At 68.2% G+C, this 25,854-nt stretch carries 21 protein-coding genes; 15 read left to right on the top strand and 6 right to left on the bottom strand.

The genetic code is table 11. The annotated features are described in order from the left end of the window. Positions 1-74 precede the first annotated feature (74 nt). Entirely contained in the window at positions 75-2,060 is a 1,986-nt protein-coding gene (acs, locus tag ABD687_RS08185; protein ID WP_310292189.1) for an acetate--CoA ligase, read from the bottom strand. 415 nt (positions 2,061-2,475) lie between these two features. Here acs and ABD687_RS08180 point away from each other — a divergent pair, with 415 nt between their 5' ends. Genes ABD687_RS08180 through ABD687_RS08170 form a run of 3 tightly spaced genes read left to right on the top strand, consistent with a single transcriptional unit; the run spans position 2,476 to position 5,695 of the window. Beyond that, complete coding sequence (locus ABD687_RS08180; protein ID WP_310292191.1) at positions 2,476-4,194, top strand: hypothetical protein; 1,719 nt, start codon at positions 2,476-2,478, stop codon at positions 4,192-4,194. 2 nt (positions 4,195-4,196) lie between these two features. Further along, the gene (gene nth / locus ABD687_RS08175) at positions 4,197-4,982 is read left to right on the top strand and encodes an endonuclease III (protein WP_264270411.1); all 786 of its coding nucleotides are present in this window, start codon (positions 4,197-4,199) and stop codon (positions 4,980-4,982) included. Continuing rightward, positions 4,979-5,695 carry an NUDIX hydrolase gene (locus tag ABD687_RS08170; protein ID WP_310292193.1) on the top strand — a complete coding sequence of 239 codons (717 nt, stop codon included), beginning with the start codon at positions 4,979-4,981 and terminating at the stop codon, positions 5,693-5,695. The genes nth and ABD687_RS08170 overlap by 4 nt, the downstream gene beginning before the upstream one ends. A 39-nt stretch (positions 5,696-5,734) precedes the next feature. Here ABD687_RS08170 and ABD687_RS08165 read toward each other — a convergent pair whose 3' ends face one another. Beyond that, positions 5,735-7,450, bottom strand: coding sequence for a bifunctional 3'-5' exonuclease/DNA polymerase (locus tag ABD687_RS08165; protein ID WP_310292195.1), 1,716 nt, complete (start codon positions 7,448-7,450; stop codon positions 5,735-5,737). Positions 7,451-7,640: 190 nt separating this feature from the next. On the opposite strand from ABD687_RS08165, the gene ssd reads away from it, so the two are divergent. The 7 genes from ssd (at position 7,641) to ABD687_RS08130 (ending at position 12,637) form a co-directional block, all read left to right on the top strand. Then, on the top strand, positions 7,641-8,948 hold the full coding sequence (gene ssd, locus ABD687_RS08160) for a septum site-determining protein Ssd (RefSeq protein ID WP_302264963.1): 1,308 nt from the start codon (positions 7,641-7,643) through the stop codon (positions 8,946-8,948). Then, the gene (locus ABD687_RS08155; protein ID WP_302264964.1) at positions 8,945-10,201 is read left to right on the top strand and encodes a TadA family conjugal transfer-associated ATPase; all 1,257 of its coding nucleotides are present in this window, start codon (positions 8,945-8,947) and stop codon (positions 10,199-10,201) included. The genes ssd and ABD687_RS08155 overlap by 4 nt, the downstream gene beginning before the upstream one ends. Next, positions 10,195-10,908, top strand: a complete 714-nt coding sequence (locus ABD687_RS08150) for a type II secretion system F family protein (protein ID WP_302264966.1) — start codon at positions 10,195-10,197, stop codon at positions 10,906-10,908. The genes ABD687_RS08155 and ABD687_RS08150 overlap by 7 nt, the downstream gene beginning before the upstream one ends. Continuing rightward, positions 10,905-11,450, top strand: coding sequence for a hypothetical protein (locus ABD687_RS08145; RefSeq protein WP_264270417.1), 546 nt, complete (start codon positions 10,905-10,907; stop codon positions 11,448-11,450). The genes ABD687_RS08150 and ABD687_RS08145 overlap by 4 nt, the downstream gene beginning before the upstream one ends. Positions 11,451-11,662: 212 nt before the next feature. Next, positions 11,663-11,881: a DUF4244 domain-containing protein gene (locus ABD687_RS08140; protein WP_310292198.1), complete on the top strand. Its 219-nt coding sequence runs from the start codon at positions 11,663-11,665 to the stop codon at positions 11,879-11,881. Positions 11,882-11,900: 19 nt separating this feature from the next. After that, the gene (locus ABD687_RS08135; protein WP_302264972.1) at positions 11,901-12,245 is read left to right on the top strand and encodes a TadE family type IV pilus minor pilin; all 345 of its coding nucleotides are present in this window, start codon (positions 11,901-11,903) and stop codon (positions 12,243-12,245) included. Continuing rightward, positions 12,242-12,637 carry an Rv3654c family TadE-like protein gene (locus ABD687_RS08130; RefSeq protein WP_264270420.1) on the top strand — a complete coding sequence of 132 codons (396 nt, stop codon included), beginning with the start codon at positions 12,242-12,244 and terminating at the stop codon, positions 12,635-12,637. Before ABD687_RS08135 ends, ABD687_RS08130 begins: the two co-directional genes overlap by 4 nt. Before the next feature lie 35 nt (positions 12,638-12,672). Here ABD687_RS08130 and ABD687_RS08125 read toward each other — a convergent pair whose 3' ends face one another. Together ABD687_RS08125 and ABD687_RS08120 are read right to left on the bottom strand one after the other, a co-directional pair. Beyond that, positions 12,673-15,018 carry a DEAD/DEAH box helicase gene (locus tag ABD687_RS08125; RefSeq protein ID WP_310292202.1) on the bottom strand — a complete coding sequence of 782 codons (2,346 nt, stop codon included), beginning with the start codon at positions 15,016-15,018 and terminating at the stop codon, positions 12,673-12,675. 101 nt (positions 15,019-15,119) lie between these two features. Further along, positions 15,120-15,788, bottom strand: a complete 669-nt coding sequence (locus tag ABD687_RS08120; RefSeq protein ID WP_264270422.1) for a GNAT family N-acetyltransferase — start codon at positions 15,786-15,788, stop codon at positions 15,120-15,122. 137 nt (positions 15,789-15,925) lie between these two features. Between ABD687_RS08120 and trhO the strand changes: the two genes are divergently transcribed. Continuing rightward, positions 15,926-16,840: an oxygen-dependent tRNA uridine(34) hydroxylase TrhO gene (gene trhO, locus ABD687_RS08115; RefSeq protein WP_264270423.1), complete on the top strand. Its 915-nt coding sequence runs from the start codon at positions 15,926-15,928 to the stop codon at positions 16,838-16,840. A 178-nt stretch (positions 16,841-17,018) separates the two neighbouring features. Here trhO and ABD687_RS08110 read toward each other — a convergent pair whose 3' ends face one another. Together ABD687_RS08110 and ABD687_RS08105 are read right to left on the bottom strand one after the other, a co-directional pair. Beyond that, positions 17,019-18,839, bottom strand: a complete 1,821-nt coding sequence (locus tag ABD687_RS08110) for an HNH endonuclease signature motif containing protein (protein WP_302264976.1) — start codon at positions 18,837-18,839, stop codon at positions 17,019-17,021. Between the two features lie 107 nt (positions 18,840-18,946). Then, positions 18,947-19,531 carry a GNAT family N-acetyltransferase gene (locus tag ABD687_RS08105; protein WP_302264977.1) on the bottom strand — a complete coding sequence of 195 codons (585 nt, stop codon included), beginning with the start codon at positions 19,529-19,531 and terminating at the stop codon, positions 18,947-18,949. On the opposite strand from ABD687_RS08105, the gene ABD687_RS08100 reads away from it, so the two are divergent. The 4 genes from ABD687_RS08100 to ABD687_RS08085 all read left to right on the top strand — a co-directional run bounded on the left by ABD687_RS08100 (position 19,530) and on the right by ABD687_RS08085 (position 25,838). After that, positions 19,530-21,200, top strand: coding sequence for a DUF7059 domain-containing protein (locus ABD687_RS08100; protein WP_310292206.1), 1,671 nt, complete (start codon positions 19,530-19,532; stop codon positions 21,198-21,200). The genes ABD687_RS08105 and ABD687_RS08100 overlap by 2 nt on opposite strands. Before the next feature lie 11 nt (positions 21,201-21,211). Continuing rightward, positions 21,212-21,853, top strand: coding sequence for an ArsR/SmtB family transcription factor (locus ABD687_RS08095; protein ID WP_310292208.1), 642 nt, complete (start codon positions 21,212-21,214; stop codon positions 21,851-21,853). Positions 21,854-21,988: 135 nt separating this feature from the next. Next, complete coding sequence (gene topA, locus ABD687_RS08090) at positions 21,989-24,772, top strand: type I DNA topoisomerase (protein WP_310292210.1); 2,784 nt, start codon at positions 21,989-21,991, stop codon at positions 24,770-24,772. A gap of 40 nt (positions 24,773-24,812) precedes the next feature. Continuing rightward, positions 24,813-25,838 carry a Ppx/GppA family phosphatase gene (locus tag ABD687_RS08085; RefSeq protein WP_264270429.1) on the top strand — a complete coding sequence of 342 codons (1,026 nt, stop codon included), beginning with the start codon at positions 24,813-24,815 and terminating at the stop codon, positions 25,836-25,838. Positions 25,839-25,854: the final 16 nt, after the last annotated feature.

Genomic DNA, 25,854 nt, shown 5'->3' with positions numbered 1-25,854 from the left:
GGCAAGCCGTTCTTGCGTTAAATGACGAGAGGGGGAGGAGCCGAAGCCCTTCCCCCCGCCCGCCGGTGCAGGTGCTACTTGCGCATCGATTCGGCGATCTGCGTCATCACGGTGTTGTCGGCCAGCGTGGTCGCGTCCCCGACCTCGCGCCCCTCGGCGACGTCCTTGAGCAGGCGGCGCATGATCTTGCCCGAACGGGTCTTGGGCAGCTCCGGGACCACCAGGATGTGGCGCGGCTTGGCGATCGGGCCGATGTCCTTGCCGACGTGGTTGCGCAGCGTGGCCACGACGTCCTCGCCTGCTTCCGGCTCGATCTGCAGGATCACGAACGCGACGACTGCCTCGCCGGTGGTCTCGTCCTTGGCCCCGACGACCGCTGCCTCGGCCACGTAGGGGTGGGCGACCAGGGAGGATTCGATCTCGGTGGTGGACAGGCGGTGCCCGGAGACGTTCATGACGTCGTCCACCCGGCCCAGCAGCCAGATGTCGCCGTCCTCGTCTTTCTTGGCGCCGTCGCCGGCGAAGTACATGCCCTCGAACCGCGACCAGTAGGTGTCCTTGTAGCGGTCCATGTCGCCCCAGATGCCGCGCAGCATGCCCGGCCACGGGTCGCGGATGACCAGGAAGCCGCCCTCGCCGTTGCCCACGGAAACGCCCATCTCATCGACCACGTCCACGGTGATGCCGGGGACCGGGGTCTGCGCGGAGCCGGGCTTGGTGGCGGTGACGCCCGGGAGCGGGGCGATCATGTGCGCGCCGGTTTCGGTCTGCCACCAGGTGTCGACGATCGGGGTCGGGTGATCCTTGCGTTCCCCGTTTTTCCCGTTGTTGGTGCCGATGACGTCGCGATACCACATCCACGCCTCGGGGTTGATGGGTTCGCCCACCGATCCGAGCACGCGCAGGGACGAGAGATCGTAGGAATCCGGGATCTGCCGCCCCCACTTCATGAAGGTGCGGATGGCGGTGGGGGCCGTGTACAGGATGGTGACCCCGTACTTTTCGATGATCTCCCACCAGCGGCCCTGGTGCGGGGAATCAGGGGTGCCCTCGTACATGACCTGGGTGGCGCCGTTGATCAGCGGGGCGTAGGTGACGTAGGAGTGGCCGGTGACCCAGCCGATGTCCGCGGTGCACCAGAACACGTCCGACTCGGGGTGCAGGTCGAAGGTGTCGCGGTGGGTGGCGGCGGCCTGGGTGAGGTAGCCGCCGGTGGTGTGGATGATGCCCTTGGGCTTGCCGGTGGTGCCGGAGGTGTAGAGCACGAAGAGCGGGTGCTCGGCCTCATGTCCCACCGCGGTGTGCTCGACGTCGGCGGTGTCGATCGTCTCGGACCACCACTTGTCCAGGCCGTCGTTCCAGGCGACGTCCTGTCCGTTGCGCTTGACCACCAGCACGTTCTCAACGGTGTGGCCTTCCTTGGCCAGGGCCTCGTCGACGGCGGGCTTGAGCGCCGAGGGCTTGCCGCGGCGCCAGGTGCCGTCGGCGGTGACCACGAGCTTGGCCTGCGCATCGTCGATGCGGCTGCGCAGGGCGTCGGCGGAGAAGCCGCCGAAGACCACCGAGTGGATGGCGCCGATGCGGGCGCAGGCCAGCATGGTGATCACGGCCTCCGGGATCATCGGCAGGTAGACGGCGACGCGGTCGCCCTTGGCCACGCCGAGGGACTCGAAGGCGTTGGCGGCCTGCTTCACTGCCGTCGTCAGCTGTGCGTAGGTGTAAGTGCGGGTGTCGCCCGGCTCACCCTCGAAGTGGATGGCGACGCGGTCGCCGAGCCCGCTTTCGACGTGGCGGTCCAGCGCGTTGTATGCGGCGTTGACCTTGCCGTCGGCGAACCACTTGGCCACCGGGGCGCCCGACCAGTCGAGGACTTCGGTGAAGTCGGTGTCCCAGGTCAGTGTCTTGCGTGCCTGGTCGGCCCAGTAGCCCAGGCGGTCCGCCGTGGCGGCCTCGTATTGCGCGGACGATCCAATGGCATTGGCCGCGAACTCCGCGCTCGGGGCGAAGGAGCGGGTTTCATGCGAGAGGTTGTCAAGCGTGGGGGTGTGGGTATCCGACACGGGTTTTGGTCCTTCCGATAACAAACAAATGGGTCTTGTGATTCAGGTTACAGCCGCGCGGCCCGACGGGGTGTGGCCCGTCACAAGTATGACAGTGGAGGGTGGCGATTGTGCGCCGAGCGGCATCCCGATGGCGTTCAGCGGTCCCGGGCGGGCCGTCTTGGAGCGCCGCTTGACCGCAGTCCGGTGCGGCGGGCATCAACCTGCCGCACCGCGCCGGCAGATGCGAGCCGAAAGGCGACCCGGTGTGCCGAAACGCGCCGGTTGTGCCGCTGCGCGGATAGTGTTGTCAGTAGCCTTTGCCTTTCCGGCCAACCCGGACAACGGCCGCCCGGATCACGGGTGTGCCGCGGGATCACATGCCGGTGCCGGCGCAGGGACAGAACGCAACACATAGCAGAAGCGGGGTCTTCATATGGATAAGGTGCACGCCAAGGCACAGGGTTCGCAACCCGGGCACACGCTCAAGCCGGTCCTCGGGCCGCTGTCGATGCGCGACGCCCTCGTCATTCTCGGCGGGGTGTTGGTGCTCGTGGGGTCGTTGATCCCGATCCCGTGGAACAGGTCCGTCTCGGTGAACATGTGGATCTTCCCGGGACTGCCCTTCCACCTCTTTGTCTCGCTGCTGCTGCCGCTGGGGATCGCCGCCGGGTTCCTGTGGCGCCGGCTCACCGGCCGCACCCGCGTGCGCGTTGCCTCGCTGAGCCTCGACCAGGCAGGTTCGGTGGTGGCCCTGTTCGCTGCCGCCTACTTCTTCAACTCCTACGTGGCCTCCATGTCCCCGGCCTACCTGATCGGGCTTCTCGGTGCGTTGGCCATGATCGCCGGCACCACTCTTGCCACCTACCTGGGAATCTTCCGCCGCGACTTCGTGTCCGGCGGCGACTCGGTGCTCGGTGCCGATGTGCACCCGGTGGCGCTGGCCCCCAAGGAGTCTGCGGTGAAGAAGGCCGAGTCCACCGACGGGCAGGCCGCCGAGGCCGAATCCGAAAGCTTCGGCGCAAGCAGTGCCGGCGGCGCCGGGACAGCTTCCGCCCGACGACCCGGCACGCCCGGGCCCAACAGGTCCGAAGGCCACCGGGAGTCAGCCTCGGCTTCCGCACCCGTCGCCGTGGCCGGCGCGGGGGCCGCCGCAGCGGCCGCCGGGGTTGCGGTGCCCGCACCGGCCCCCGTGAAGGATTCCCCCGCCCCGGAGCAGGAATCGACACCTGCCGCCACGCAGCGCCGGGGTTCCGAGGCCGCTGCCTCAGTTACAGCTGACAAAGATGCCGACTCGGCTGAGCCGGCATCGGTGAAGCCGGAGGCACCCCACGCACAAAAGGCGGAAGCCCGCGACGGGCAACAAGCCCACGGTACGTCGGACGATGTCAACCAGGACCAGGCGAATGCCGCGCACCCGCTCACGGAATGGAAGTCGGTCGCCGAAGCCAAGGCCGGCCACCAGTCCGAGTCCGCTTCCGCTGCGGAGACCGGTGCCGGGACGCGCACCGATGCGCAGGCAGCCTACGCCGACAGCCTGCCCTCGACCCAGGACGCGGAACCCCAGGACGCCGCGACGGACTCCGCCGCCGAAAACCCCTCGAAGCCCGAGGTGGCTGGAGCCGCCAGCGGGATCGCGGCGGTGCAGGGTGCCGGACGCAGCGGCAGCACCGATGCCGATGCCACGTCAGGTCGGGATCCCAAGCCCGCTGCCGCAGACAAGGCCCCCGAGCCCGAGCCACCCGCTGCCACGGGTGCGGACGCCGGGTCGAATCAATCCGCACACCCGTCGACCATGGCCACGCCCCTGACCGGCGCCGACATCAAGGCCACCGCAGCTCTCTCGCGGGCCGACATCGCCGCCCACCAAGCTGCCGTGGAACGCGCCAAGGCCGAGTCCGAGTCCTCCTTCGGGGCCAAGGCCGAGGTCCACGACCACGACGGCCACGACGGGGAAGCCGCCAGCTTCTGGTTTGCACTGAATCACCCGCGCCCGGTCTTCCATCCGGCCAACGGCACGATGCTTTCCACCGCGCACCCCGGGGTCTGGATCCTGTGCCTGGAGGATCGCGGCACCGAGTACCTCATCAGCCTCGCCGACGGCAGGCAGGCAGTGCTGCGCAACCTGGACGACCTGCAATTCCCGGACAAATAGCCATGCAGGGCGACGAAACCCCGCTGGGGCGCAAACGCCGGGCGCGCAAGATCAACCGCGTCCTGGCGCAGGCCTACCCGTATGCGGTCCCGGAACTGGACTTCACCAACGCCTTCGAACTGCTGGTGGCCACGGTGCTTTCCGCCCAGACCACCGACGTGCGGGTCAACGCGGTCACCCCGGCGCTCTTTGCCGTCTACCCCGACGCCCTGGCGATGAGCCAGGCGGAGCCCGAGGTCCTGCAGGAGCTGATCCGTCCCACCGGGTTCTTCCGCGCCAAGTCCAACTCGCTGCTGGCCCTGTCCACGCGCATCGTCGACGAGTACGACGGAGTGGTTCCCGGGCGGCTCGAGGACCTGGTGACCCTGGCCGGGGTGGGGCGAAAGACCGCGAACGTGGTGCTGGGCAACGCCTTCGGGGTCCCGGGCATCACCGTCGACACCCATTTCATGCGCCTGGCCCGCCGCTTCGGCTGGACCAGGGAGAGCGACCCGGTGAAGATCGAGCACGCGGTCGGCGAGCTCTTCGACCCGAAGGACTGGACCATGCTCAGCCACCGCGTGGTGTTTCACGGCCGCCGGGTGTGCCACGCCCGCAAACCCGCCTGCGGCGCCTGCCCGCTGACCACGCTCTGCCCTTCCTATGGGGAGGGCGAGACCGATGAGGCGAAGGCCGCCAAGTTGCTCAAGTACGAACTGGCTCCGGGGCGCGAGGAACTGTTGGAGCGGATGCGTGCAGGGGCCACCCGCCGCGAGCTGCGCGCCGAAGGGTACGGTTTGGAGGCATGAGCGTACGCGAGGAATTGCTGGCCATGATCCAGGCGAAGGCGCACCTTGCCGGCCGCGGCCCGGAACAGGCGACCAAGATGCCCAAAAGCTGGGTGTTCAACCCGCTGGATCCGGCCAGCGCACGGCACGCGGCGGTGCTGATCCTCTTCGGCCGGCTTGACGACGTGCCGGCTGCCAGCGGGGTGAGGTCGGTCCCCGACGACCTTGACGTGCTCTTCGTGACGCGCGCCGACACGCTGCGCAAGCACGCCGGCCAGGTCGCCTTTCCCGGCGGGAAGGTGGACCCGGAGGACGAGGACGCGATCGCCGCGGCCCTGCGCGAGGCCCGCGAGGAGACCGGACTGGATCCGGCGGGCGTGGAGATCCTCGGGGTGCTGCCCGATGCGGAGCTGCCCATCACCAACTTCGTCGTCACCCCGGTCATCGGCTGGTGGCAGCAGACCTCGGAGGTGTTCGTGGTGGACGTGGCGGAATCATCCGCCGTCTTCCGCGCCCCGGTCGCCGACCTGCTGGACCCCGCAAACCGGGTCTCGGCCGTCGTGGAGCGCGACGGGCAGCGCTTTTGCGCCCCTGCCTTCGACGTGGCCGGCGGCTTCATCTGGGGCTTCACCGGCATCCTGCTGGACAGGATCTTCAACGACCTGGGCTGGACGCTGCCCTGGGATGCGGAGCGCGAGGTGTCGGTGGCCGTCGGCGACCGGCGCGCACGCTAGCCCGACCCTAGCCCGACCCTCCCCGCAGCCTGATGCCCGCTACTTGGCCTGGTCGTAGGAATCCACGACCACGGCGGTGACGGGGAAATCCACCGGGATCTGCCCGAAGAGCAGTTCCGAGGCCGCCCTGGCCGAGGCATGCACCAGCTCCACCACGGTCTCTGCCTGCTCGGCCGGGACATGGAGCATGATCTCGTCGTGCAGGAAGAACACCAGCTCGCCTGTTTCGATGCCCGCCGTCCTTCCGGCGTTCAGGCGCCTGCGCAGCTCGCCCATCCAGCACAGCGCCCACTCGGCGGCGGTGCCCTGGACGATGAAGTTGCGCGTGAAGCGCCCGCGGGAACGCCCTTCCGTCTCCACTGCGCGCTGCTCGGACTCCGATGAGGCCCGCGACTTGGCCTGGCGCCAGGCAGCCGGCACCTCGGGGGTGCCCCGGCCCAGGTAGGTGGCCACCGGCGCCCCCGCCTCGCCCTGCGCGGCCGCCCACTCCACCAGGCCCACGGCGCGCGGGTAGGTGGCCTTGAGCTTGGGCATCAGTCGTCCCGATTCCCCCGTGGTCGCCCCATACATCGCCCCGAGCATGGCGATCTTCGCATGCGCGCGGTCACCGCCGAACCCGGCATCGGCGATGCCCTGGTACAGGTCCTGTCCCCGGGCGGCGGTGGCCAGCGCGTCGTCCCGGGAAAGCGCTGCCAGGATGCGCGGCTCCAGCTGCGCGGCATCGGCCACCACCAGCACCTTGCCCGCATCGGCGCGCACGGCCGAACGGACCTGGTGCGGGATCTGCAGCGCCCCGCCGCCGTGGGAGGCCCAGCGCCCGGTGACCACCCCGCCGACGATGTATTCGGGGCGGAAGCGCCCCTCATGCACCCAGCGGTCCACCCACGCGTAGCCGTTGGCGGTTGCCAGCCGCGCGATCTTCTTGTAGGCCAGCAGCGGCTCGATCACCGGGTGCTTGATCTCCGTCAGCTCCCAGGCACGGGTGTTGGACACCGCGATGCCGGCCCGGTTCATGGCCTTGAGCAGTTCGGCGGGCGAATCCGGGTTCAGCCCCGGGGCATCGAGCAGGGCGCGCAGCTGCGCGGCCAGTTCCTCCATGCGTGGCGGGCGCACCCCGGCCGGAACACGCTCGCCCAGCGCCTCGGCCAGCAGCCGGTGGTGCTCCGCCACGTCCCAGGGCACCCCCGCATGGGTCATTTCTGCGCCGATGAGGGCCCCTGCCGACTCGGCCGCCAGCAGCAACCCCAGCCGGGCCCCGCGTTCCGTCTCGGGAACCGCGGCGCGCTGGGCCCGGAACTCCTCCAGCACGTTCTCCAGCGCCCCTGCCTGGTCCTTGGGTTCGGAAAACAGCTCTCCCTGGTTCTCCGAGACCCGGGCCGGGGGCAGCAGGTGCGCGGGGGCCGCGGTGGAGGGATCGGCCAGGGCACGGACGGAATCGATGTAGCCGCCCGGCTCCGCGTAGGGCGCGTTGCGCAGGATGGCGCGGACCAGGCCCAGGTCGTGGACCCGCTCGATCCGCACCCCGGCGGACAACAATCCCGGGTACCAGTCGTGCACCGAGTCGAAGACCCAGCGCGGCCTGCGCGAGGCCTCCAGCTCCGCCACCACGGCGGGCAGGGAATTGCCGTACACCTGCACCGGGGGCATCAGGGCGGTGCCCGCCGCATCGACGAGCTGCACCACGGCGGTGGCCGAACCGGCTTCGGACTCGGGCTGGGAGATGGAGTGGGTGGCCACTACCGCAAATTGCTGCACGCTCCATTCTCGCAGTTTCCCCACCCGCCCCGGTCCCCACGACTTCCCCCTGTGCTTGCCCTCCGCCCTTGCCCGCGGCGCGGGCCTTCCCGCTTTCCCTCACACCTGGCATCCGGCCCGGCGGCCGGTTGTCCTCCGCCGGCGCCCAAGGGGCTTCACCCCGGGACCGGGCGGGCACACGCTGGAAGGCATGAACGAAGAGATGCGATTTGTGGCCCGGCTGCCCGGTCCCGGCCAGCGAACCCTGCAGCTTCCGGCACTGCGGGCAGCCCGGGCGCGACAAGATGCGCGGGAGCGGGAGCGGGAGCGGGAGCTGGAACCTGAACGCGTCCCCGCACGGGAAGGGGAGCAGGAAATGGGCGGGACCCCGGAACCGGCCGATGCGCCGCGCACGCATCCCGTGGAGGTTCCCCGGATGCGCGCGGGGTCCAGGCCGGCGGAATTGGCCAGGTGCATCCTGCTCAGCCGCGACGTGGAGCTCGCCCAGGCGCTGGCCTCGGTTGCCGTGGGTGCCGGAGTCCAGCTGCTGCCCTGCCGGGAGGTGGAACAGGCAGCCGCCTACCGCGACGAGGTGATCCTGGTGGGGCAGGACGCCGTGGGGGAGATCGGCTCACGGCTGGCGGCCTCCACGCTGATTCTCGTCGGGACCGAGGAACACCAGGACGTGCTCTGGCGAGCTGCCGCCACCAGCCCCGGCGCCCGCGTCGCGGTGCTTCCGGCGGCCGCGGCCTGGCTCGGGGAATACCTGGGCGAACTGGGGCTGCACTCCGGGCGCGCCCGCATCACCCTTGTCGCCGGGGCCGGCGGAGGGGCAGGGACCAGCACGTTTGCCTCCCTGCTGGCTGCCACCGCGACACTGGAAGGATCACGCACGCTGCTGCTCGATGCCGACCCGCATTCGGCAGGGCTGTGGCCCATGCTCAAGCCCCGGGATCCGGACGGGCTGGGCTGGGAGGACCTGGAAAGCTCACGGGGCCAGCTCTCCCCGGGCCAACTGGCCGAGATCCTGCCGCTGGCCCAAGGCACCGCGGTGCTGTCCTGGGTGCGGAATCCCGGGAGCTTCGTGCCCTCCGAGGCGCTGCTGGCCGAGGTGCTGGCAGCTTCCCGGCGGATCTACGACCACATCGTGATCGATGCCGGACATGTCACCGGGGTCCCGGCATCCGTGGCGGCGCTGGCCAACACCCGATTGCTGCTGCTCGCGGCCCGGTCCTCCAACGCGGTGGCCGGCACCGGGCGGCGGCTGGCCGATCGCCTGGGAGAGCGTGCGGGGGACTGGAACCTGGTCCTCACCGGCAAGCTCGCCTCCGGGACCGACACCCGCGCGCTGGCGCAACGCGCCGGCATCGGGCTCGGCGGATACTTCGCACCCAGCCGGGCCATCGCACGCGGCGCCGCGGACGGATCGCTGATGAACGTGTTGGTGCGCCGCTCGCTGCGGCGCACCGTGGCCATGTTGGGCCAGGGACCTGCAACCGAAGCGGGGCAGGCGGCATGACCGCGGACGCACCCGGAACAACCGGCGGGCCGGCCGTCGGCGGTGAACGCCGCGGACGCAGGCGCTGGGAAGCCGGCTCCCCGGCCCCTGCCCAGGGCGCTGCCGCGCCCGACCGGGTGCTGGAGGAGGTCAGGCTGCGGGCCATGGGACAGGGAGGCGGCCTGAGCGAAGTGGACCTGGCATCGGCGGTGCGGGCATCGGGACGCGTCATGGGCGCGGCCAGCAGCACCGAGATGCTGCGCAGCCTGAGCGACGACATCCACGGGCTGGGCATCCTTGAACGCCTGGCCCAGGTCCCCGGGACCACCGACATCCTCATCGACGCCAACGGCAGGGTCTGGGTGGACGGCAGCGCCGGGCTGCACGCCTCCGACCTTGGCTTCACCGAGCCCGGGCAGATCCGCGCCCTGGCCGTGCGCCTTGCAGCGGCAGGGGGACGGCGGCTGGATGACGCCCAGCCCTTCGTCGACGTCTCCTTGGGCAACTACCGCATCCACGCGGTGCTGCCCCCGATCTCCACCGGCGGGCCGCTGCTGTCCATCCGCATCAAGGGCAACCGGAACCAGCGGCTGGAGACGCTGGTTGCGGACCCCGGTTGGCTCGCGGCGCTGGGGGCCATCGTGGCGGCGAAACTGAATTTCCTGGTCTCCGGTGGCACGGGGGCGGGCAAGACCACGCTGCTGGCTGCCATGCTGGCCCGGGTGCCCGGCGACGAACGGATCCTCGTGGTCGAGGACTCCCAGGAACTCGCCCCGGCGCACCCGCACCTGGTGGGCCTGCAAAGCCGCGGCGGGAACGTCGAGGGGGCAGGGGAAATCGGGATGGACACCCTGGTGCGCCAGGCACTGCGCATGCGCCCCGACCGTTTGGTGGTCGGCGAATGCCGGGGAGCGGAGGTGCGCGAGTTCCTCGGCGCCATGAACACCGGCCACGAGGGGGCCGCAGGCACCGTACACGCAAACAGCGTTACCGCCGTGCCGGCACGGCTTGCCGCCATGGGGGCACTGGCGAACATGGACGCGGCCGCCACCGCGCTGCAGGCAGCCAGTGCCCTGGACGTGCTCATCCACGTCTGGCGGGACCCTGCCACCGGCACCCGCGGACCCGTGCAGCTGGGCAGGGTGGTGCTCACCGACGCCGGGAACCTGGCGGTGCGCATGATCCGGGAAACCGGGCCGGGGAACTGCGACGCCGAAGCCATTGACTGGTTCAGGACCCGACTGCAGGCAGCGGGGGAGTCCAGCCCATGGTGACCCTCGCCTGTGCCGTGCTCCTGCTGGGGGCCGCAACCTGGCTATGGCCGGCCCCCGGACATCGCCGCAGCGGGCCGATTGGCGCTATCGCCCGCCCTGAAAGAAAGCGTCGGCGGCGGGCCAACCTCGCCACCGACGCCGAGGACTATGCCAAGCTGGTCCGCCAGCTCGCTGCCATGCTGCGCGCCGGCACCAGCCCCGCCTCCGCCTTCGGGCTGCTGCAAACCATCTGGGTCGTGGACTCCACCCGGACCGCCACCGACATCCACGCCGGCTGCACCCGGGCCCTGGCCCAATGGCACACCGGCGGGACCCTTCAAGACGGACTGGCGGCCCACGCGGCGGCATACCCCGGCCACGGACGGCTCTGGACACGTCTGGCCTGGTGCTTTGCCATCAGCGAGGAATCGGGGGCGGCGCTCGCCGACCTCCTTGACACCCTGGCCGAGGAAGCGGAGACCGCCGCTGACATGCATCGCGCCCTCGAGGCGGCTCTCGCCGGACCACGGGCCACTAGCCGGCTGCTGACCTACCTGCCCGGGATCGGGCTGGGGCTGGGACAACTGCTCGGCATCAACCCGCTGGCGGTTCTCACGACGCATTCGGTGGGCCGGGTGGCGCTGGTCTGTGGTGCGGCATTGTGGCTGGGCAACCGAATCTGGTGCGCACGGATGCTGCGCTCCATCACCAACAAGGTGCCCTCGTGATCGGGTCCCTGGCCGCGGTGCTCCTGGCCGGGGCGGCGGTGTGGATGGCGATTTCAGCACCCGGCGGTTTCCGTGTCGCGGGCGGCGGCGGCAAGGCCGCCACCGTCCGCGGCCGGCCGACGCCCCCGTCCGAACCTGTGCCGCTGGTGCTGGAAATGTGTGCCACGCTGCTGGAATCGGGGCTGCCGGTCCGGGCCGTGCTGCGGATCATCGGCGCCAACGTCCCGGGGTACGGGTCCCTGTTGCGGGTCTCGCGCGCGATGGACCTGAACGTCGGATGGGACAGGGCTTGGAGCCAGGGCACCGGACCGGCCGGGGAACTCGAGCAGACGCTGCGCTTCACCCAGCTTTCCGGCGCGCCGGCGGCCGCCCTGCTGCGTTCGTCCGCAGCCGCCGCGCGCAAGCGTGCCGTCAGGGAAGCCGAGGCACGGGGAGCGGAATTCGGCATCAAGCTGGTGATCCCGCTGGGGGTGTGCGCACTGCCGGCCTTCATTGCCCTGGGCGTGGTGCCCGTCGTGATTTCCCTGATGCCGCACTTCTAACGTCAGGTGCTTCCCCGCACCCGGTCCGGACCTGTCCGGGTGCCGAGACCCGGCCGCGGTTATCCCCAGCAAGTGCCCGGCCCGTCCCCGTGCCGCCAGCCAAGGCACAGACTCTAATCGGGAGCCGCCCATCGCCCGCCATCAGGGCCACCGGCCAGCCCCATCCCCTTCCAGGAGCAACCGATCAACAAGCACAAGCAAAGGACAAGACCATGGACAACAACAACAACGCCCCGGGCCACATCGACCTGCACGATCGCACCGAGCCGCCCGCCGGCCTGCTGAACGACGAGGAAGGCAGCACCACCGCTGAATTCGCCATCGTCACGCTGGCCGCGGTGGCCTTCGCCGGCCTGCTGGTGAGCATTCTCTCCAGCGGCGACGTACGCGGACTGCTGATGGGCCTGATTCGCCAGGCCCTGTCCTTCTAGGGAAAAAGGAGCAGGCGCCATGGCCAGGCAATCAGAGACCGGCAGCAGCACAGCCGAAGTGGCAGTGCTGCTGCCCGCCGTGGCCATCTTGCTGGCCGTGGTCGCGGGGGCAGGAGCCGTGGGAGGCGAGCAGGTGCGCATCCAGCAGGCCGCCAGTGCCGCGGCCAGGGAACTGGCTCGCGGCTCCGACTCCGGGACGGCCACGGGCACCGCGCACCGCATTGCCGGTGGCCAGATTAGCGTGAGCTGTGGCCAATCCGGCGGATACGGCCATGTCGTGGTTCGGTCCGGGGTTCACTTGCCACTGCTTGGCGAGGTCGAACTCCGGGCCGAGGCCAGCGCGCGCACGGAGCAGCAGTCATGAGCCAGGCGACGAACCAAGCGCAACGCGGCAGCGGAACCGTTCTCATGCTGTCCGTGGTGTGCCTGGCCGCGCTCGGGCTGGTGGTGGTGCTGATGTTCACCGCGGTGGCCCAAGCCGGGGCCAAGGCGGGCACAGCGGCCGATCTGGCGGCCCTGGCCGCAGCGGACGCCGCCCGCCGCCTGCTTCCGGGTGATCCGTGCGGGGTCGCCGCCAGCACAGCCGCTGCCAATGCGGCCACCCTGACCAGCTGCAACCGTCAGGGAAAGGGTGGGGAAGTGGTGACGGTGGAAGTCCACGTGTCGGTCTCGCCGGTTGGCTGGCTGCCGCCGGTGACCCGCGCCACCTCGGTGGCACGGGCGGGACCGCCGCCGCAACCCTGGCGCGGTCCCTGACCGCGCGTCGGAGAAACCCCGCGGGCGGTACGGGCCTATCCTTTCGGGACTGGCCCGGCCGCCCCTTGGGCTTCCTGCAGGAGGGCCGTGAGCAGGCGCACGGCACCTGCCTTGTCCAGCGGGTTGTTCTTGTTGCCGCACTTGGGGGACTGCACGCACGAGGGGCATCCGGTGGCGCATTCGCAGGCGGCGATCGCGTCGCGGGTGGCGCGGATCCAGGTCCGCGCCTTGTCGAATCCGCGCTCGGCGAATCCGGCGCCGCCGGGGTGCCCGTCGTACACGAAAATCGTTGGCATGCCGGTGTCCATGTGCAACGCCGTTGACACGCCGCCGATGTCCCACCTGTCGCTCGATGCCACCAGTGGGAGCAACCCGATGGCGGCATGTTCGGCCGCATGCAGTGAGCCGGGGAATTCCTCCGGGCTGATCCCGGCCGCCAACAACCTTTTCTCCGGGATGGTGAACCACACCGACTTGGTGTGCAGGTCCCGCGCCTCCAATTCAAGTGGTTCCTCGGAGAGGATTTCGTTGCTCATGACCGACTTGCGTTGGAAGGAAACCACCTGGGTGGTCACCACCACGTCGCCGAAGTTCGCGGTGATTGGGCCCCACGCCTCGGAACGGTCGGTCTCGATGACCTCGACCGTGGTGATGTCCCGGGCCTGGGTGTAGAAGTCCGGGTTGGCGCGGGTGACCATGACGCAATGGTCGGTTTCGTTGAGCTCGTCAACCACATAGGTGGCTCCCTGGTGCACGTAGATGGCACCGTTGTGCGCCTGGTAGTGGGTCTGCGGCGAGTCCATGGTTCCCAGCAGGGCACCGGTGTCCGACTCGATGATGCTCACCGGCCCGCCGCCATCGGCGCGCAGATTCACCATGGAAGCTGCATGTTCGGGGTGCGTCCAGAACCAGCCGGCCGGGCGACGGCGCAGGAAGCCGCGCTGCACCAGGGATTCGAGCAGGCCCTGCGCGGAGGGCCCGAAGGCGGCAAGGTCCTCGACCCGCAGCGGGAGTTCCTCTGCTGCGGCGCACAGATGTCCGGATAGGACATAGGGATTCTCCGGGTCGAAGACCGTGGCTTCCACGCCGGCCTCAAAAATGGCTTCGGGGTGGTTGACCAAATATGTGTCCAGCGGGTCGTCGCTGGCCACCAGGACAGCAAGCGAATCTTGCCCGGCGCGTCCGGCCCGGCCGATCTGTTGGAAGAACGAGGCCCTGGTCCCTGGCCAGCCGGCCACCAGCACTGCGTCGAGTCCCGCGACGTCGATGCCCAGTTCGAGGGCGGATGTCGAGGCAACGCCGAGCAGGGTCCCGTTGCGGAGCGCGTTTTCGAGCTCCCTGCGCTCGGCGGGCAGGTACCCGGATCGGTAGGCGGCCACCCGGTCGGGAAGGGAAGGATGGACCTGGTCCACCATGGAGCGGGTAATGGTGGCAATGGTTTCCGCGCCGCGTCGGGACTTGATGAACGCCAGTGTCCGCACCTGGGAACAGACAAGGTTGGCCAGCAAGTTTGATGTTTCGGCAATCACCGTGCGGCGGGTTGGTGCTCCGTTTTCCCCATGTAGCTCGGTCAGGGGCGGCTCCCACAGGGCAATGGTGACCGAGCCCTTGGGGGAGAAGTCGTTGGTGACCTCCCTGGCTGGGGCGCCGATGAGCCGGGAGAAGGACTCGGCCGGATCCGCGCTGGTTGCGGAGGCACCGATGAACACGGGGTCGGCCCCGTAGTGCGCGCAGATCCTGCGCAGTCGGCGCAGCAAGTTTGCGATGTTGGAACCGAAGACACCCCGGTAGGAATGTGCCTCGTCGATGATGACGAATTTGAGCCGGCGCAACACCCGTGCCCACCAGGTGTGGTTGGGAAGAATTCCGAAGTGCAGCATGTCGGGGTTGGAGAGAATGAAGTTCGAGTGGTCACGGATCCAGCGACGGGCCGATATTTCGGTGTCTCCGTCATAGCCGGCGGCCCGCACCGTGGGCAGCCGGTAGCCCTCGATGGCCGTGAGCTGATCGGCGGCCAAGGCCTTCGTGGGTGCCAGATAGAGCACGGTGGCATCGTTCGGCACCAAGCTGGCCTGGTTTTCCAAGGACGAGGTGTGGATCGCATTGAGGGCGGGAAGCTGGTAGGCCAACGATTTGCCCGAGGCGGTGCCCGTCGCAACGATAGTGTGATGGCCTTCTTGGGCGAGGGTCGCGGCCTGTACCTGGTGCAGCCATGGGGATGACACGCCGGTGCGTTCAAAGGCGGTCCTGACGTCCGGGTGTACCCACTCCGGCCATGGGCCGGGCAAAGCCTCCCTGGCCTCGATGATTCGGGAATGGAGCAGTGCCTGGGGTGTTGGCCCGTGGCCGAGCTGGGCGATCTGTTCCGAGTAAGCATTCACTGATTCATTGTGGCATCGCTGGGAAGCTCCGGCAGCCAGGCCACAAAAAAGTGGCGGGCCTCGCATCAGCGAGACCCACCACTTCCAGGCACCCGAGCAGGTTAGGCTTCCTGGGTTCCTTCAAAGAGTACGACGTTGCCCAGATCGGTCCAGCCGAGGGACTTGTAGAGCTGCTGCCCGTCGATGCTGGCGATCAGCAGACCCTCCTCGACATCGTGCTCCAGCGCCAGGGAGACCAATGCGCGCATCGTCAGGCTGCCCAGGCCGCGACGGCGGAAATCCGGCGCCGTGATGATGCGGTCAAAGATCGCGTAGCCGTTCACGGCCGACACGTGGCCACTGGCGGCCACCACCTCGGGGTCTTCGTCAGGGTGGATGGAGACGTAGGCGTGGGCCTGGTCGCGTTCGATCTGGAACGAGAAGCCGTCGTAGGGACGGGGCTCCTCGACATCGTGGCCGCCCATTTCCGTGACCATCAGGACCTCATCGGCATTGAGTACCTTGAGTCCGGCCGCCCGGGCAGCGTCAACCAGTGTGGTGGTCTCGTTGGCGAACGCAGTCAGCCGACGCTTGGGGTGCTTGTGCAGCGTCTCGGCAACAGCCACCAATTCCTCATTGGATGGCTCGAAAATGACGTACTCCCAGTCGCCCGAGGTGTCGTGGCGCAGGGCGGCATGGACGCGGCCCTCGTGCCTGCTCTCGTAGCCTCGTGCACCAGCCCAGCCCGTAACCCATGTGCCGATTAATTCATCGCTTGCAGAAGATCCCATATTCAGACCCTACCCCGTGAACTGCCTACATGCCGTGCATTTAGGCGAACTGTTGCAACCTTGAAACACAGCGTTCACCCGGTGATGGTTGCCACTTCACGTGCGCCACGTGGATTCTAGGCCATACCCTTAATAGCGTGTCGCAGAACCGAATTGTCTTGTATTACGCCTTTACCCCGCTAGCCGACCCCGAGGCCGTGCGCCTTTGGCAGCGAGCCCTGCTTGAGAGGTGGGGCCTGCGAGGCCGCATCATCATTTCCAGCCACGGCATCAATGGAACTGTCGGCGGTGAGATCAAGAACGTCAAGGCCTACGTCAAGGCCACCCGGGAGTATCCGGCCTTCAAGAAAATGGACATCAAGTGGTCGGAAGGCTCGGCTGAGGACTTCCCCCGGATTTCCGTAAAGGTCCGCGACGAAGTGGTTTCCTTTGGTGCCCCGGGTGAATTGGAAGTCGACGAAAACGGTGTGGTGGGCGGCGGAATCCACCTGAAGCCCGAGGCCCTGCACGAACTTGTTGAAACCAAGAAGGCCGCGGGCCAGGACGTGCTCTTCTTTGACGGACGCAACGCCTTCGAAGCACAGATCGGCAAGTTCAAGAACGCCATTGTGCCCGACGTCGATACGACCCATGACTTCATTGCCGAGATCGAATCGGGCAAGTACGACGACATGAAGGACCAGCCGATCGTCACCTATTGCACCGGCGGCATCCGCTGCGAGGTGTTGTCCTCGCTCATGGTCAAGCGCGGCTTCACGGAGGTCTACCAGATGCAGGGCGGCATCGTGCGCTACGGGGAGACCTACGGCGACAAGGGCCTATGGGAAGGATCACTATACGTGTTCGACAAGCGCATGCACATGGAGTTCAGTGAGGACGCAGTGACCATTGGGCAGTGCGTGGGCTGTTCGGCCCCCACGAACAAATTCGAGAACTGCTCCAACTTGTCCTGCCGCAACCTACGGCTGTTCTGCGCCGACTGCGCTGCCGATGAGAAGCTGCGCCAGTGTCCGGAATGTGTCGCGGAAGCCAAGGACCGCATCGAGGTGTAGTAAACGGTTTGCGAATTCCGGGATCACGCGGTGACAGGTCCCGAACTCCTCGGCTCCTCATGGGGCGGCTCGCTTCCAGCCAGTGCTGGGCGAGTCGTCCTTTTTCATGCCCGAATCCCGGCTCTCGGTCCTGCTGAAAACGGCTCCGTCGATGGGCCACAATTCAGGGAACCGAATCCTAGAACAGCGGCGGGGTGGGGCTGTTGCTTCGCCAGTAGTTGTTGCGCCGGGGCTTCTGTTCGGGGTCCATGAACTTGGGCAGGATGACGCTGAAGAGTCCGTCGGTGTCGCGGACGACTGTCATGAGTCCGGTGTGGAAGCCGTGATGGGCCGAGGTGCATGCCGGGACGCCCGAATTGACCTCAGTCTTCCCGCCCGTGGCGAATGGTTGGAAATGGTGGATTTCACAATGCTCGGGAGGCACGGTGCAGCCTGGCACGATGCATCCGCCGTAGATGCCGAGGATGATTTCGCGCATGTAGTCGGGGAAGAAGCGTTGCTCCTGCCCGAGATCCAGGATCTGGCTGTCACCGCCCATGACCGCGGGGATGGCTCCGCCGTTGCATAGGGCCTGGCGCAATTCCGCGGGGGAAAGTTGTTGGCCGTGGTTGGTGAGGCCGTGGGTGTCGGCCAGGCCCTGGAGTTCGGCAAGGGTTGCAATGATGAGGGTCTTGGGTGAGGGCAGACCTGTGGTCTTCTTCCCGTTGCTCGGTTTGCCGGCGGTCTTGATGAGGTTCATCAGGCCTTGAAGATGTCGTTGGGGCGGCGTCAGTCCGTCTGTTCCCAAGGACGTCGAGTTCATGGTGACCGGATCACCGGCCCCCAAGCCGTTTCCCTTGGTTCGGGTGGCTCCATCTGAGTTGCCGGAGAACAGATTGTTCGGGTTGATCTCGAGGGAGTCCAAGGAAAGGGAGTTGACGATCGCCTGGTCGGTCAATGGTTGGCCGGTGGCGGCGTCGACGAGAAAGTCCGGGAAGCTCGCACCGGCACCGGCACCGGCACCGGCGCCAGCGTTCGTCGACTGGTCGGTGGATTCACTGGAAGTGCCGCCATGGCCATTGGCGTCTTCGGCCGTGGCGAGGGCTTGTTGGAGCAGCCCGTCGCGGTCCCCGGCCTTGGTCCGGGGATTGTCGGTTTGTGCGCAGAGGGCCAGAAGGGTAGCGGTGTCGGCCGGGAGGGTACGGAGCAGGAATTCGCCGATGCCGCCGGTGGTCCCACGGTAGAAGAGCCCGACCTTGGTGCGCAGGATTTCCGCGGGGACGTCCTTGATGCCGTGTTCGAGCGCGGTCCGGATGCCGGCGAGAAGCTTGGCGGTGGTGCGGGGATCCTCGCGGCGGACGGATTCGGCGACCTGTGCCTCCAGCTGCCCGGACAGCACGGCAGGGTCTGGTTGCTGGTTGATGTGGGGCGTGAGTTTTTCGAGCCTGCGGGCGGCGGCGCTAATTTCCTTCGGGTCGGCGGTGCCGTTGGCGAAGTCTTCCGCCAGGAGCGGGAAGCGGGGTGGCTGCTCAATGCCGTGGATGTCGGTGCCCGGCAGCAGGAGGTCGATGCTGTTGACACGCTCGCGGGCCTGGAAATATCCCACGTTCAGGGTCCCGGCGAGCAGTTCGGCGGTGTCCCGGAAGACGAGGCGCCCGGTGGGTACGGTGGCCGGGTCCGCCGGCAATTCCAGGGTGCCGTCGTTGTATGCTGCCGGGTCGCGGTGGATGGCGGCGATGGCGTCGAAAGTGGCCTCGGGCAGTTCGTGGGCCAGGGTGCGCCTGGCGGTGTCGGCGGCCAGCAGTTGCGCGTGTGCGGCTGCGCGGTGTCCGTCCTCGGCGGCGTGGGCGAAGAGCAACGCGGCGGTGGGGGAGGTGGTGCTGGCGGCAACGCGTCGGGACAGGTCCCGGATGATGCGCTGGGCCTCCAGCAGGGCGCGCAGCTCATCGTCCGGGGCCAAGGAGTGCCCCGGATTGCCACGGGTGCCCGTGGCCAGTGCGATGAACCGGTCGGTGTCCATGTCCACCAGCATGCACCCCGCTGGCGATTGGCGGGCGCGGGATTCGGAAACTGTGGACAACTACGCAGCAGGGATGCAGGTGAGGCGCAGCCCCCCTGGCGCGCCGCTTAAGAGGCCAGTGATTCCCCCGGCCACAGCCCGGCCGCCCCGTCGCCGGGCTCGACCAGCTCGGTTTCTGTGTGGAAGATCCGCAACCCGCGGGCCTCGTAATTGGCCAGGGCCGCCGGTCCATCCAGCGAACAGGTGTGCACCCAGACCCGGCTCACCGGCGGGAAGCCCCCGACCCGGGCGTCGAGGTCCCAGGCCCGCGATAGACCCTCCGTCAACAGGGCCCCGCCCAGGCCGCGCCCGATGCACTGCGGGAAAAGGCCGAAGTACATGATCTCGACCTCGGTGCCGGAATCCTCGATCCGTCCGCTCAATTCGACGTATCCGCCCGGTGCCCCGTCGACGTAAAGCACGTGGGTCTCGGATCCCGGGGCGCGAAGAAGCGACTCCCAGGCGCTGCGGGTGAGGGAGAGCCTGTCGGACCAATTCCAGCCGCTGCCCACGCCCTGGTACAGGAACTTGCTGAACTCCGGGGTGATCTCCGCGACCCGCTCGATCCGGGCATCGGCCGGGAGGGCACGGGACGAGGGGCGAAGCTCCCCGGCAGAGAGCTGCTGCAGGTGTGTGGTGGTGATCTCGATCATGGATTCCATCATAGGCAGGACGGAGCCCCGTTTTCCCCGGATCGCTAGACTGTGGGACGTGACTTCCACCGAAAACTTTTCCCAGGTTCCCGATGCGCCGCGCAGCGACGACGTCCGTCTTCTTGAACAACTCGCCGGGGACCTGCGGCGGGCGGAATACGCGCACGAAGCCATCACGGAGTTCCTGGGGGACAGCGCCCACGAGGCGCTGATGCGCAACCAGCTCATCCCCGCACTGCGCCGCATCGCGGCCCAGCCCGAGCCAACCGCGCTGGGAACCATCCTCGGGATGTTCATGCTGGGCACCGATGTCGGGGACGACGAGGTCGCCGCCGCTTTCCCCGCCACCGGGATCGAGGGGTTGCGCGCGCTGGGCCTGATCGAGGATGCCGACGGCAGCCGGAACCGCCGGGCCCGGATCGACCTGCGTCCGCACGCCTCGGATGCCGACGCGGAGATCTGGGTGGCCAGCGACCTGGGTGCCCACCAGCGGCCCGGCGTGCTGCGCCACGACCACGTGCTGGGCATCGGGCAGGCCTCCCTGACACTCGCCCAGACCACGGTCCGCCCGCAGGTCGACAGCGCCCTGGACCTGGGCACCGGCTGCGGCATCCAGGCCTTCCACCTGCTTTCCCACGCACGCCGCGTCGTCGCCACCGACATCTCGGTCCGCGCGCTGGGGTTCACGCGCTTCAACCTGCTGCTAAACCACCAGGCCCTGGACATCGATCCCGGGGACCTTTCGGCCCGTGTGGACCTGCGCCTGGGTTCCCTGCTCGAACCGGTGGCGGGGGAGCGCTTTGACCTGGTGGTTTCCAACCCGCCCTTCGTCATCACCCCGCGCACCGCCGGCCAGGACGATTCCGAGCGCTTCACCTACCGCGACGGCGGGATGCCGGGGGATTCCCTGGTGGCCACCCTCGTGCGCACCCTGCCCGGGGTCCTGAAGCCCGGGGGCTGTGCGCAGATGCTGGCCAACTGGGAAATCACCGCCGCGGAGAACCCCGAGGAGGAACCCGACTGGAGCGCCGGGCCGCGCTCCTGGCTTACCGGCGACACCGAGGCCTGGTTCATCCAGCGCGAGGTCGTCAGCCCCACCGGGTACGCCGAGACCTGGTTGCGCGATGCCTCGCAGGGGCGGGACCCGGAGGCCTTCGCCGCGCAGTACGGTGCCTACCTCGACGACTTCGCCTCCCGCAACGTCGCCGCCATCGGCTTCGGCATGGTGTGGCTGCGGCGCCCGGCAGCGGAGCACCCGGGCATCGGCAGGCTCTTCGAATCGATCAGCTACCCCATCGAACAGCCCATCGGCCCGTACCTGGCTCGGGACATCGCCGTGGCCGACGAGCTGGATTCCCGGGAGGCGGGCCAGCTGCACCTGGTGGTGGCCGAGGATGTCACCGAGGAACGGCACCAGCGCCCGGGCGCGGAGCACCCCGGGGTGATCTTGTTACGGCAAGGAGCCGGTTTGCGGCGAACCGAAATTCTGGACACCGCGCTCGCCGGTTTCGTCTCCGCCTGCGACGGCGATTTGAGCGTATCGTCCCTAGTCGGTGCCCTCGAATCGCTGGTGGGAGGCGACGATCCTGACTTTTCCAACCGACTTCACGAGGGGGTTCTCAGGCTTATTAAGCGTGGCTTCCTTTTGGAGATGCGAAACAACCGCTAAAGTTTTTTCATATGAGCCAGAACACTTCCTCGGGACCCGGCGCCAAGAGCGCCGGCCTGTCGCCGATGCCCGTCACTTCGGTGTCGATCAGCGACCCGCAAGCTATTCGCGCGCTCGCCCACGAGGCGCGCCTGACGGTCCTCGAGGAACTCTTCGCCTCGCAGTCCACGCGCACGGCCACCGAGCTCGCCACGCGCTGTGAACTGACGCCCAGCGCCATGAGCTACCACCTGCGCGCCCTGGAAAAATACGGCTACGTGGTCCGCGCCGCCAGCGAGGGCGACGGGCGCGAGCGTCGCTGGAAGGCCGCCGGCGGACAGCTCGTCCTGGGTTCGCTCTCGGATTCGACCAGCGCGAAGAATGCCTACCTCAACGTCCAGCTCAATGCCTTCCGCGATCGGCTCTCGGCTGAAATCGCGCGCCGTGACAAAGAACGCAAGGCCGGCAAGGAACCGGAACCCGACAGGGCCTCGGCGACCACGGGCGTGGTGTTCCTCTCCGAGTCCCAGCGCAAGGAGTTCATCGCCAAGGTCTACGGACTGCTCTACGAATACGAGGCCCTGGCCGAACCCGAGCAGCGCGGCGTCGACGGCGATCGACTGTACTACATGCTTTCCTTCCTGCCCGAAATCCGCGGCGAGCAAGGCCCCTGAGGCCCCGCAGCGGGTAGCGCAAAACGGCGTCTTGGACCCGCTGCTTGCCGCGGCGCGTAAAAATGCGGCTAACCTAGAGCAGGGAATGTGCTGTGCGCCCACTTTGGTGCACCACTGGTTGCTAATAGGAGTGTTGTGCCCGCCAAGGCCAAGGAAAAGACCGGAATGAAGCTCGTGATCGTGGAGTCCCCGGCAAAGAGCAAGTCCATCGCCAAGTACCTGGGCGAGGGTTTTGAAGTCGACGCCTCGGTGGGGCATATCCGCGATTTGGCGCAACCCGCCGATCTTCCGGCGGAAATGAAGAAGGGTCCCTACGGCAAGTTCGCCGTGGACGTCGAGAACGACTTCGACCCCTACTACGTCGTGTACCCGGACAAGAAGAAGCGGGTGGCCGAACTCAAGGCCAAGCTCAAGGGCGCCGATGCGCTCTATCTCGCAACCGATGCGGACCGCGAAGGCGAAGCCATCGCGTGGCACCTGCTCGAGGTGCTCAAGCCCAAGGTCCCGGTCTACCGCATGGCCTTCACCGAGATCACCCAAGAGGGCATCAACCGCGCGATGGAGAACATCCGCGAGCTGGACACCGACTTGGTCAACGCCCAGGAAACCCGCCGGGTGCTGGATCGCCTCTACGGCTACGAGATCTCCCCGGTGCTCTGGCGCAAGGTGGCCCGCGGCCTGTCCGCCGGCCGCGTGCAGTCGGTGGCCACGCGCCTGGTCGTCGAGCGCGAACGCGAACGCATGGCCTTCCGCACCGCCTCCTACTGGGACCTGACCGGAACCTTCGCCACCGCAGCGGGTGAAAGCTTCGGCGCCAAGCTCTCTTCGGTCGACGGGGCACGCGTTGCCACCGGCCGCGACTTCACCGACCGCGGCGAGTTGAAGACGCCGAAGTCCGGTGCAGTGGCGCACCTGGACGAGGCCAAGGCCGCAGCCCTGGCCGAAGGCCTGAAGGACGCCGACTTCGCCGTCACCTCGGTCGACGAGAAGCCCTACACCCGCCGCCCGGCCGCGCCGTTTACCACCTCGACGCTGCAGCAGGAAGCTTCCCGCAAGCTGCGCTGGAGCTCGAAGTCCACCATGCAGGTCGCCCAGCGGCTGTATGAAAACGGCTACATCACCTACATGCGTACCGACTCGGTGTTCCTCTCCAACGAGGCCGTGAACGCCGCCCGCAAGCAGGCCGCCGAACTCTACGGCGCCGACTCGGTGCCGGCAAAGATGCGCGCCTACAAGGGCAAGAGCGACAACGCGCAGGAGGCCCACGAGGCCATCCGCCCGGCCGGGGACTCCTTCCGCCGCCCGGCCACCGTCCGCGCCCAGCTTTCGGCCGACGAGTTCAAGCTCTACGAGCTGATCTGGAAGCGCACCGTGGCCTCGCAGATGGCCGACGCCAAGGGCTTCACCGCGACCATCAAGCTCGCCGGCGAGTCCGCCACCGGGCAGGTAGCCGAGTTCTCCGCCTCCGGCACCGTGATCACCTTCCGCGGCTTCATGGCCGCCTACGAGGAGGGCCGCGACGCAGCCCGCGAGGCAGAGGCAGCCGAGGCCGCCGAGGAGGCGCGCCTGCCGCAGCTAAAGGTTTCCGACCCGCTGGCAGGCACCGGCATCGACGCGATTCCGCACACCACCTCCCCGCCGGCACGCTACACCGAGGCCTCGATCGTCGCCGAGCTGGAGGCCCGCGAAATCGGGCGCCCCTCCACCTTCGCCCCGACCATCTCCACCATCATGGACCGCGGCTACGTGACCAAGCGCGGAGGCGCCCTGGTGCCCAGCTGGATCGCGTTCTCCGTGGTGCGCCTGCTGGAGGAGCACTTCGGCAAGTACGTGGACTACGACTTCACCGCACGCCTGGAGGACGACCTCGACGAGATCGCCCACGGGCAGAAGGGCCGCACCGCCTGGCTCAAGGACTTCTACTTCGGGTCCAAGGACAGCGGGGAGGCCGGCCTTGAATCGGTGGTCAACAACCTGGGCGACATCGACGCCCGCGCCATCAACTCCATCGACATCGCCCCGGGCATCGTGCTGCGCGTGGGCAAGTTCGGCCCGTACCTGGAAAAGCCGCTGCCTGCAGACGCCCCCGAGGGCACCGACCCGCAGCGCGCCAACGTCCCCGAGGACCTGGCACCGGACGAGCTCACCGCCGAGAAGGCCATCGAGCTCATGGAACACCAGGGCCCGAGCGAGAACGTGCTGGGCGTGGACCCGGAGACCGGACGCACCATCGTGGCCAGGGACGGGCGCTACGGCGCCTACGTCACCGAGGTCATCGTGGAGCCCACGGCCGAGGAACTGGCCGCCATGCCGGTGGAGTACTACAAGAACGGCAAGCCGAAGCCGCCGAAGAAGCCGGTCAAGGCCAAGCCGCGCACCGGTTCGCTGTTCAAGTCGATGACGGTGGAGTCCGTCACGCTGGAAGAGGCCCTGCGGCTGATTTCGCTGCCGCGCGTGCTCGGCGTTGACGCCGAGGGCGTGGAGATCACCGTGCAGAACGGCCGCTTCGGGCCCTACCTGAAGAAGGGCACCGATTCGCGCTCGATCGGCTCGGAGGAGGAGATCTTCACGATCACCCTCGAGCAGGCGCTGGAGATCTACTCGCAGCCCAAGGTCCGCGGCGCCCGCGCAGCGGTGCCGCCGCTGGCCGAATTCGGCCCGGACCCGGTCTCGGAGAAGAACATCGTGGTCAAGGAGGGACGCTTCGGTGCCTACATCACCGACGGGGTCACCAACATCACGATCCCGCGCGACACCACGCTCGAGGAACTGACCCGCGAGAAGGCCATCGAGTTGCTGGCCGACAAGCGGGCCCGCGGCCCGGTCAAGCGCAAGACCGCTGCCAAGGCCCCTGCCAAGAAGGCACCCGCGAAAAAGGCACCTGCCAAGAAGCCCGCTGCCAAGAAGACCGGCAACTAGCCGCACGCGGCAAGAAGGCCACACACATGAGGATGACACCATGAGGCTGGGCGTACTGGATATCGGGTCGAACACTGTTCACCTGTTGCTGGTCGACGCATATCCGGGCGCCCGCCCGGTGCCCTTTGCATCGCACAAGCGGGCGCTCTCGCTCGTCGCATACCTGGACGAGCACGGGGCCATCAACGAAGCCGGGCAGGCGGAGTTGCTGGACTTCGTGCACGAGGCCGCGCAATTCGCCATCAACCACCATGCCGAGGACCTTTTGGCCTTCTGCACCTCGGCGATCCGCGAATCGGCCAACGGCGCCGAGGTCCTGGCCAGGGTCGTGGCGGAAACCGGCGTCCACCTCACGGAGCTGACCGGCGAGCAGGAAGCCGGGATGACCTACTACGCGGTGCGCCGCTGGTTCGGCTGGAGCTCGGATAGGATCCTGAACCTGGACATGGGCGGCGGCTCCTTCGAGCTCGCCCTGGGCGTGGACGAGTTCCCCACCACCGCGCACTCGGTGCCGCTGGGCGCCGGGCGGCTGACGCGCGAATGGCTGCCGGAGGACCCGCCCTCGATCAAGCAGGTCAAGGCGCTGCGCCACCACGTGCGCGAGGTGCTCGCCGAGCCGGTGGCCGAGCTGGCCGAGTTCGGGCGGCCCACCGTGGTCACCGGCACCTCCAAGACCTTCCGCTCGCTGGCAAGGATCACCGGCGCCGCACCCAGCGCCGAGGGTCCCTACGTCAAGCGGGTGCTGCGTGCCGAGTCGCTCAAGCTCTGGACCAACCGGCTCACCGCGATGAACTGGGAGGAGCGTGCCGAGCTTCCGGGGGTCTCGGCGATCCGCGCCCCGCAGCTGCTGGCCGGCGCCATCGTGGCACTGGAGGCCATGAGCGCGCTGAAGGTCAAGTCCCTGCGCATCTGCCCGTGGGCGCTGCGCGAGGGCCTGATGCTGCGCCGTTTTGACCACGTACTTTTTGACTCGACCGCCCCGCTCAGTAGTAGCGTGGGTGTCGGAGAGGTAGCCTTGGGCCGTTCCTCGGTAATGTCGATGTCCCAGGGCAGCATCGTTCTGTAGCGAAAAGACAAGGGGC

The sequence above is a fragment of the Paeniglutamicibacter sulfureus genome (assembly GCF_039535115.1).
GTDB lineage: Bacteria > Actinomycetota > Actinomycetes > Actinomycetales > Micrococcaceae > Paeniglutamicibacter > Paeniglutamicibacter sulfureus.
The sequence above is the reverse complement of the archived record's forward strand: the minus strand, read 5'-3'. Positions and strand labels throughout refer to the sequence as shown.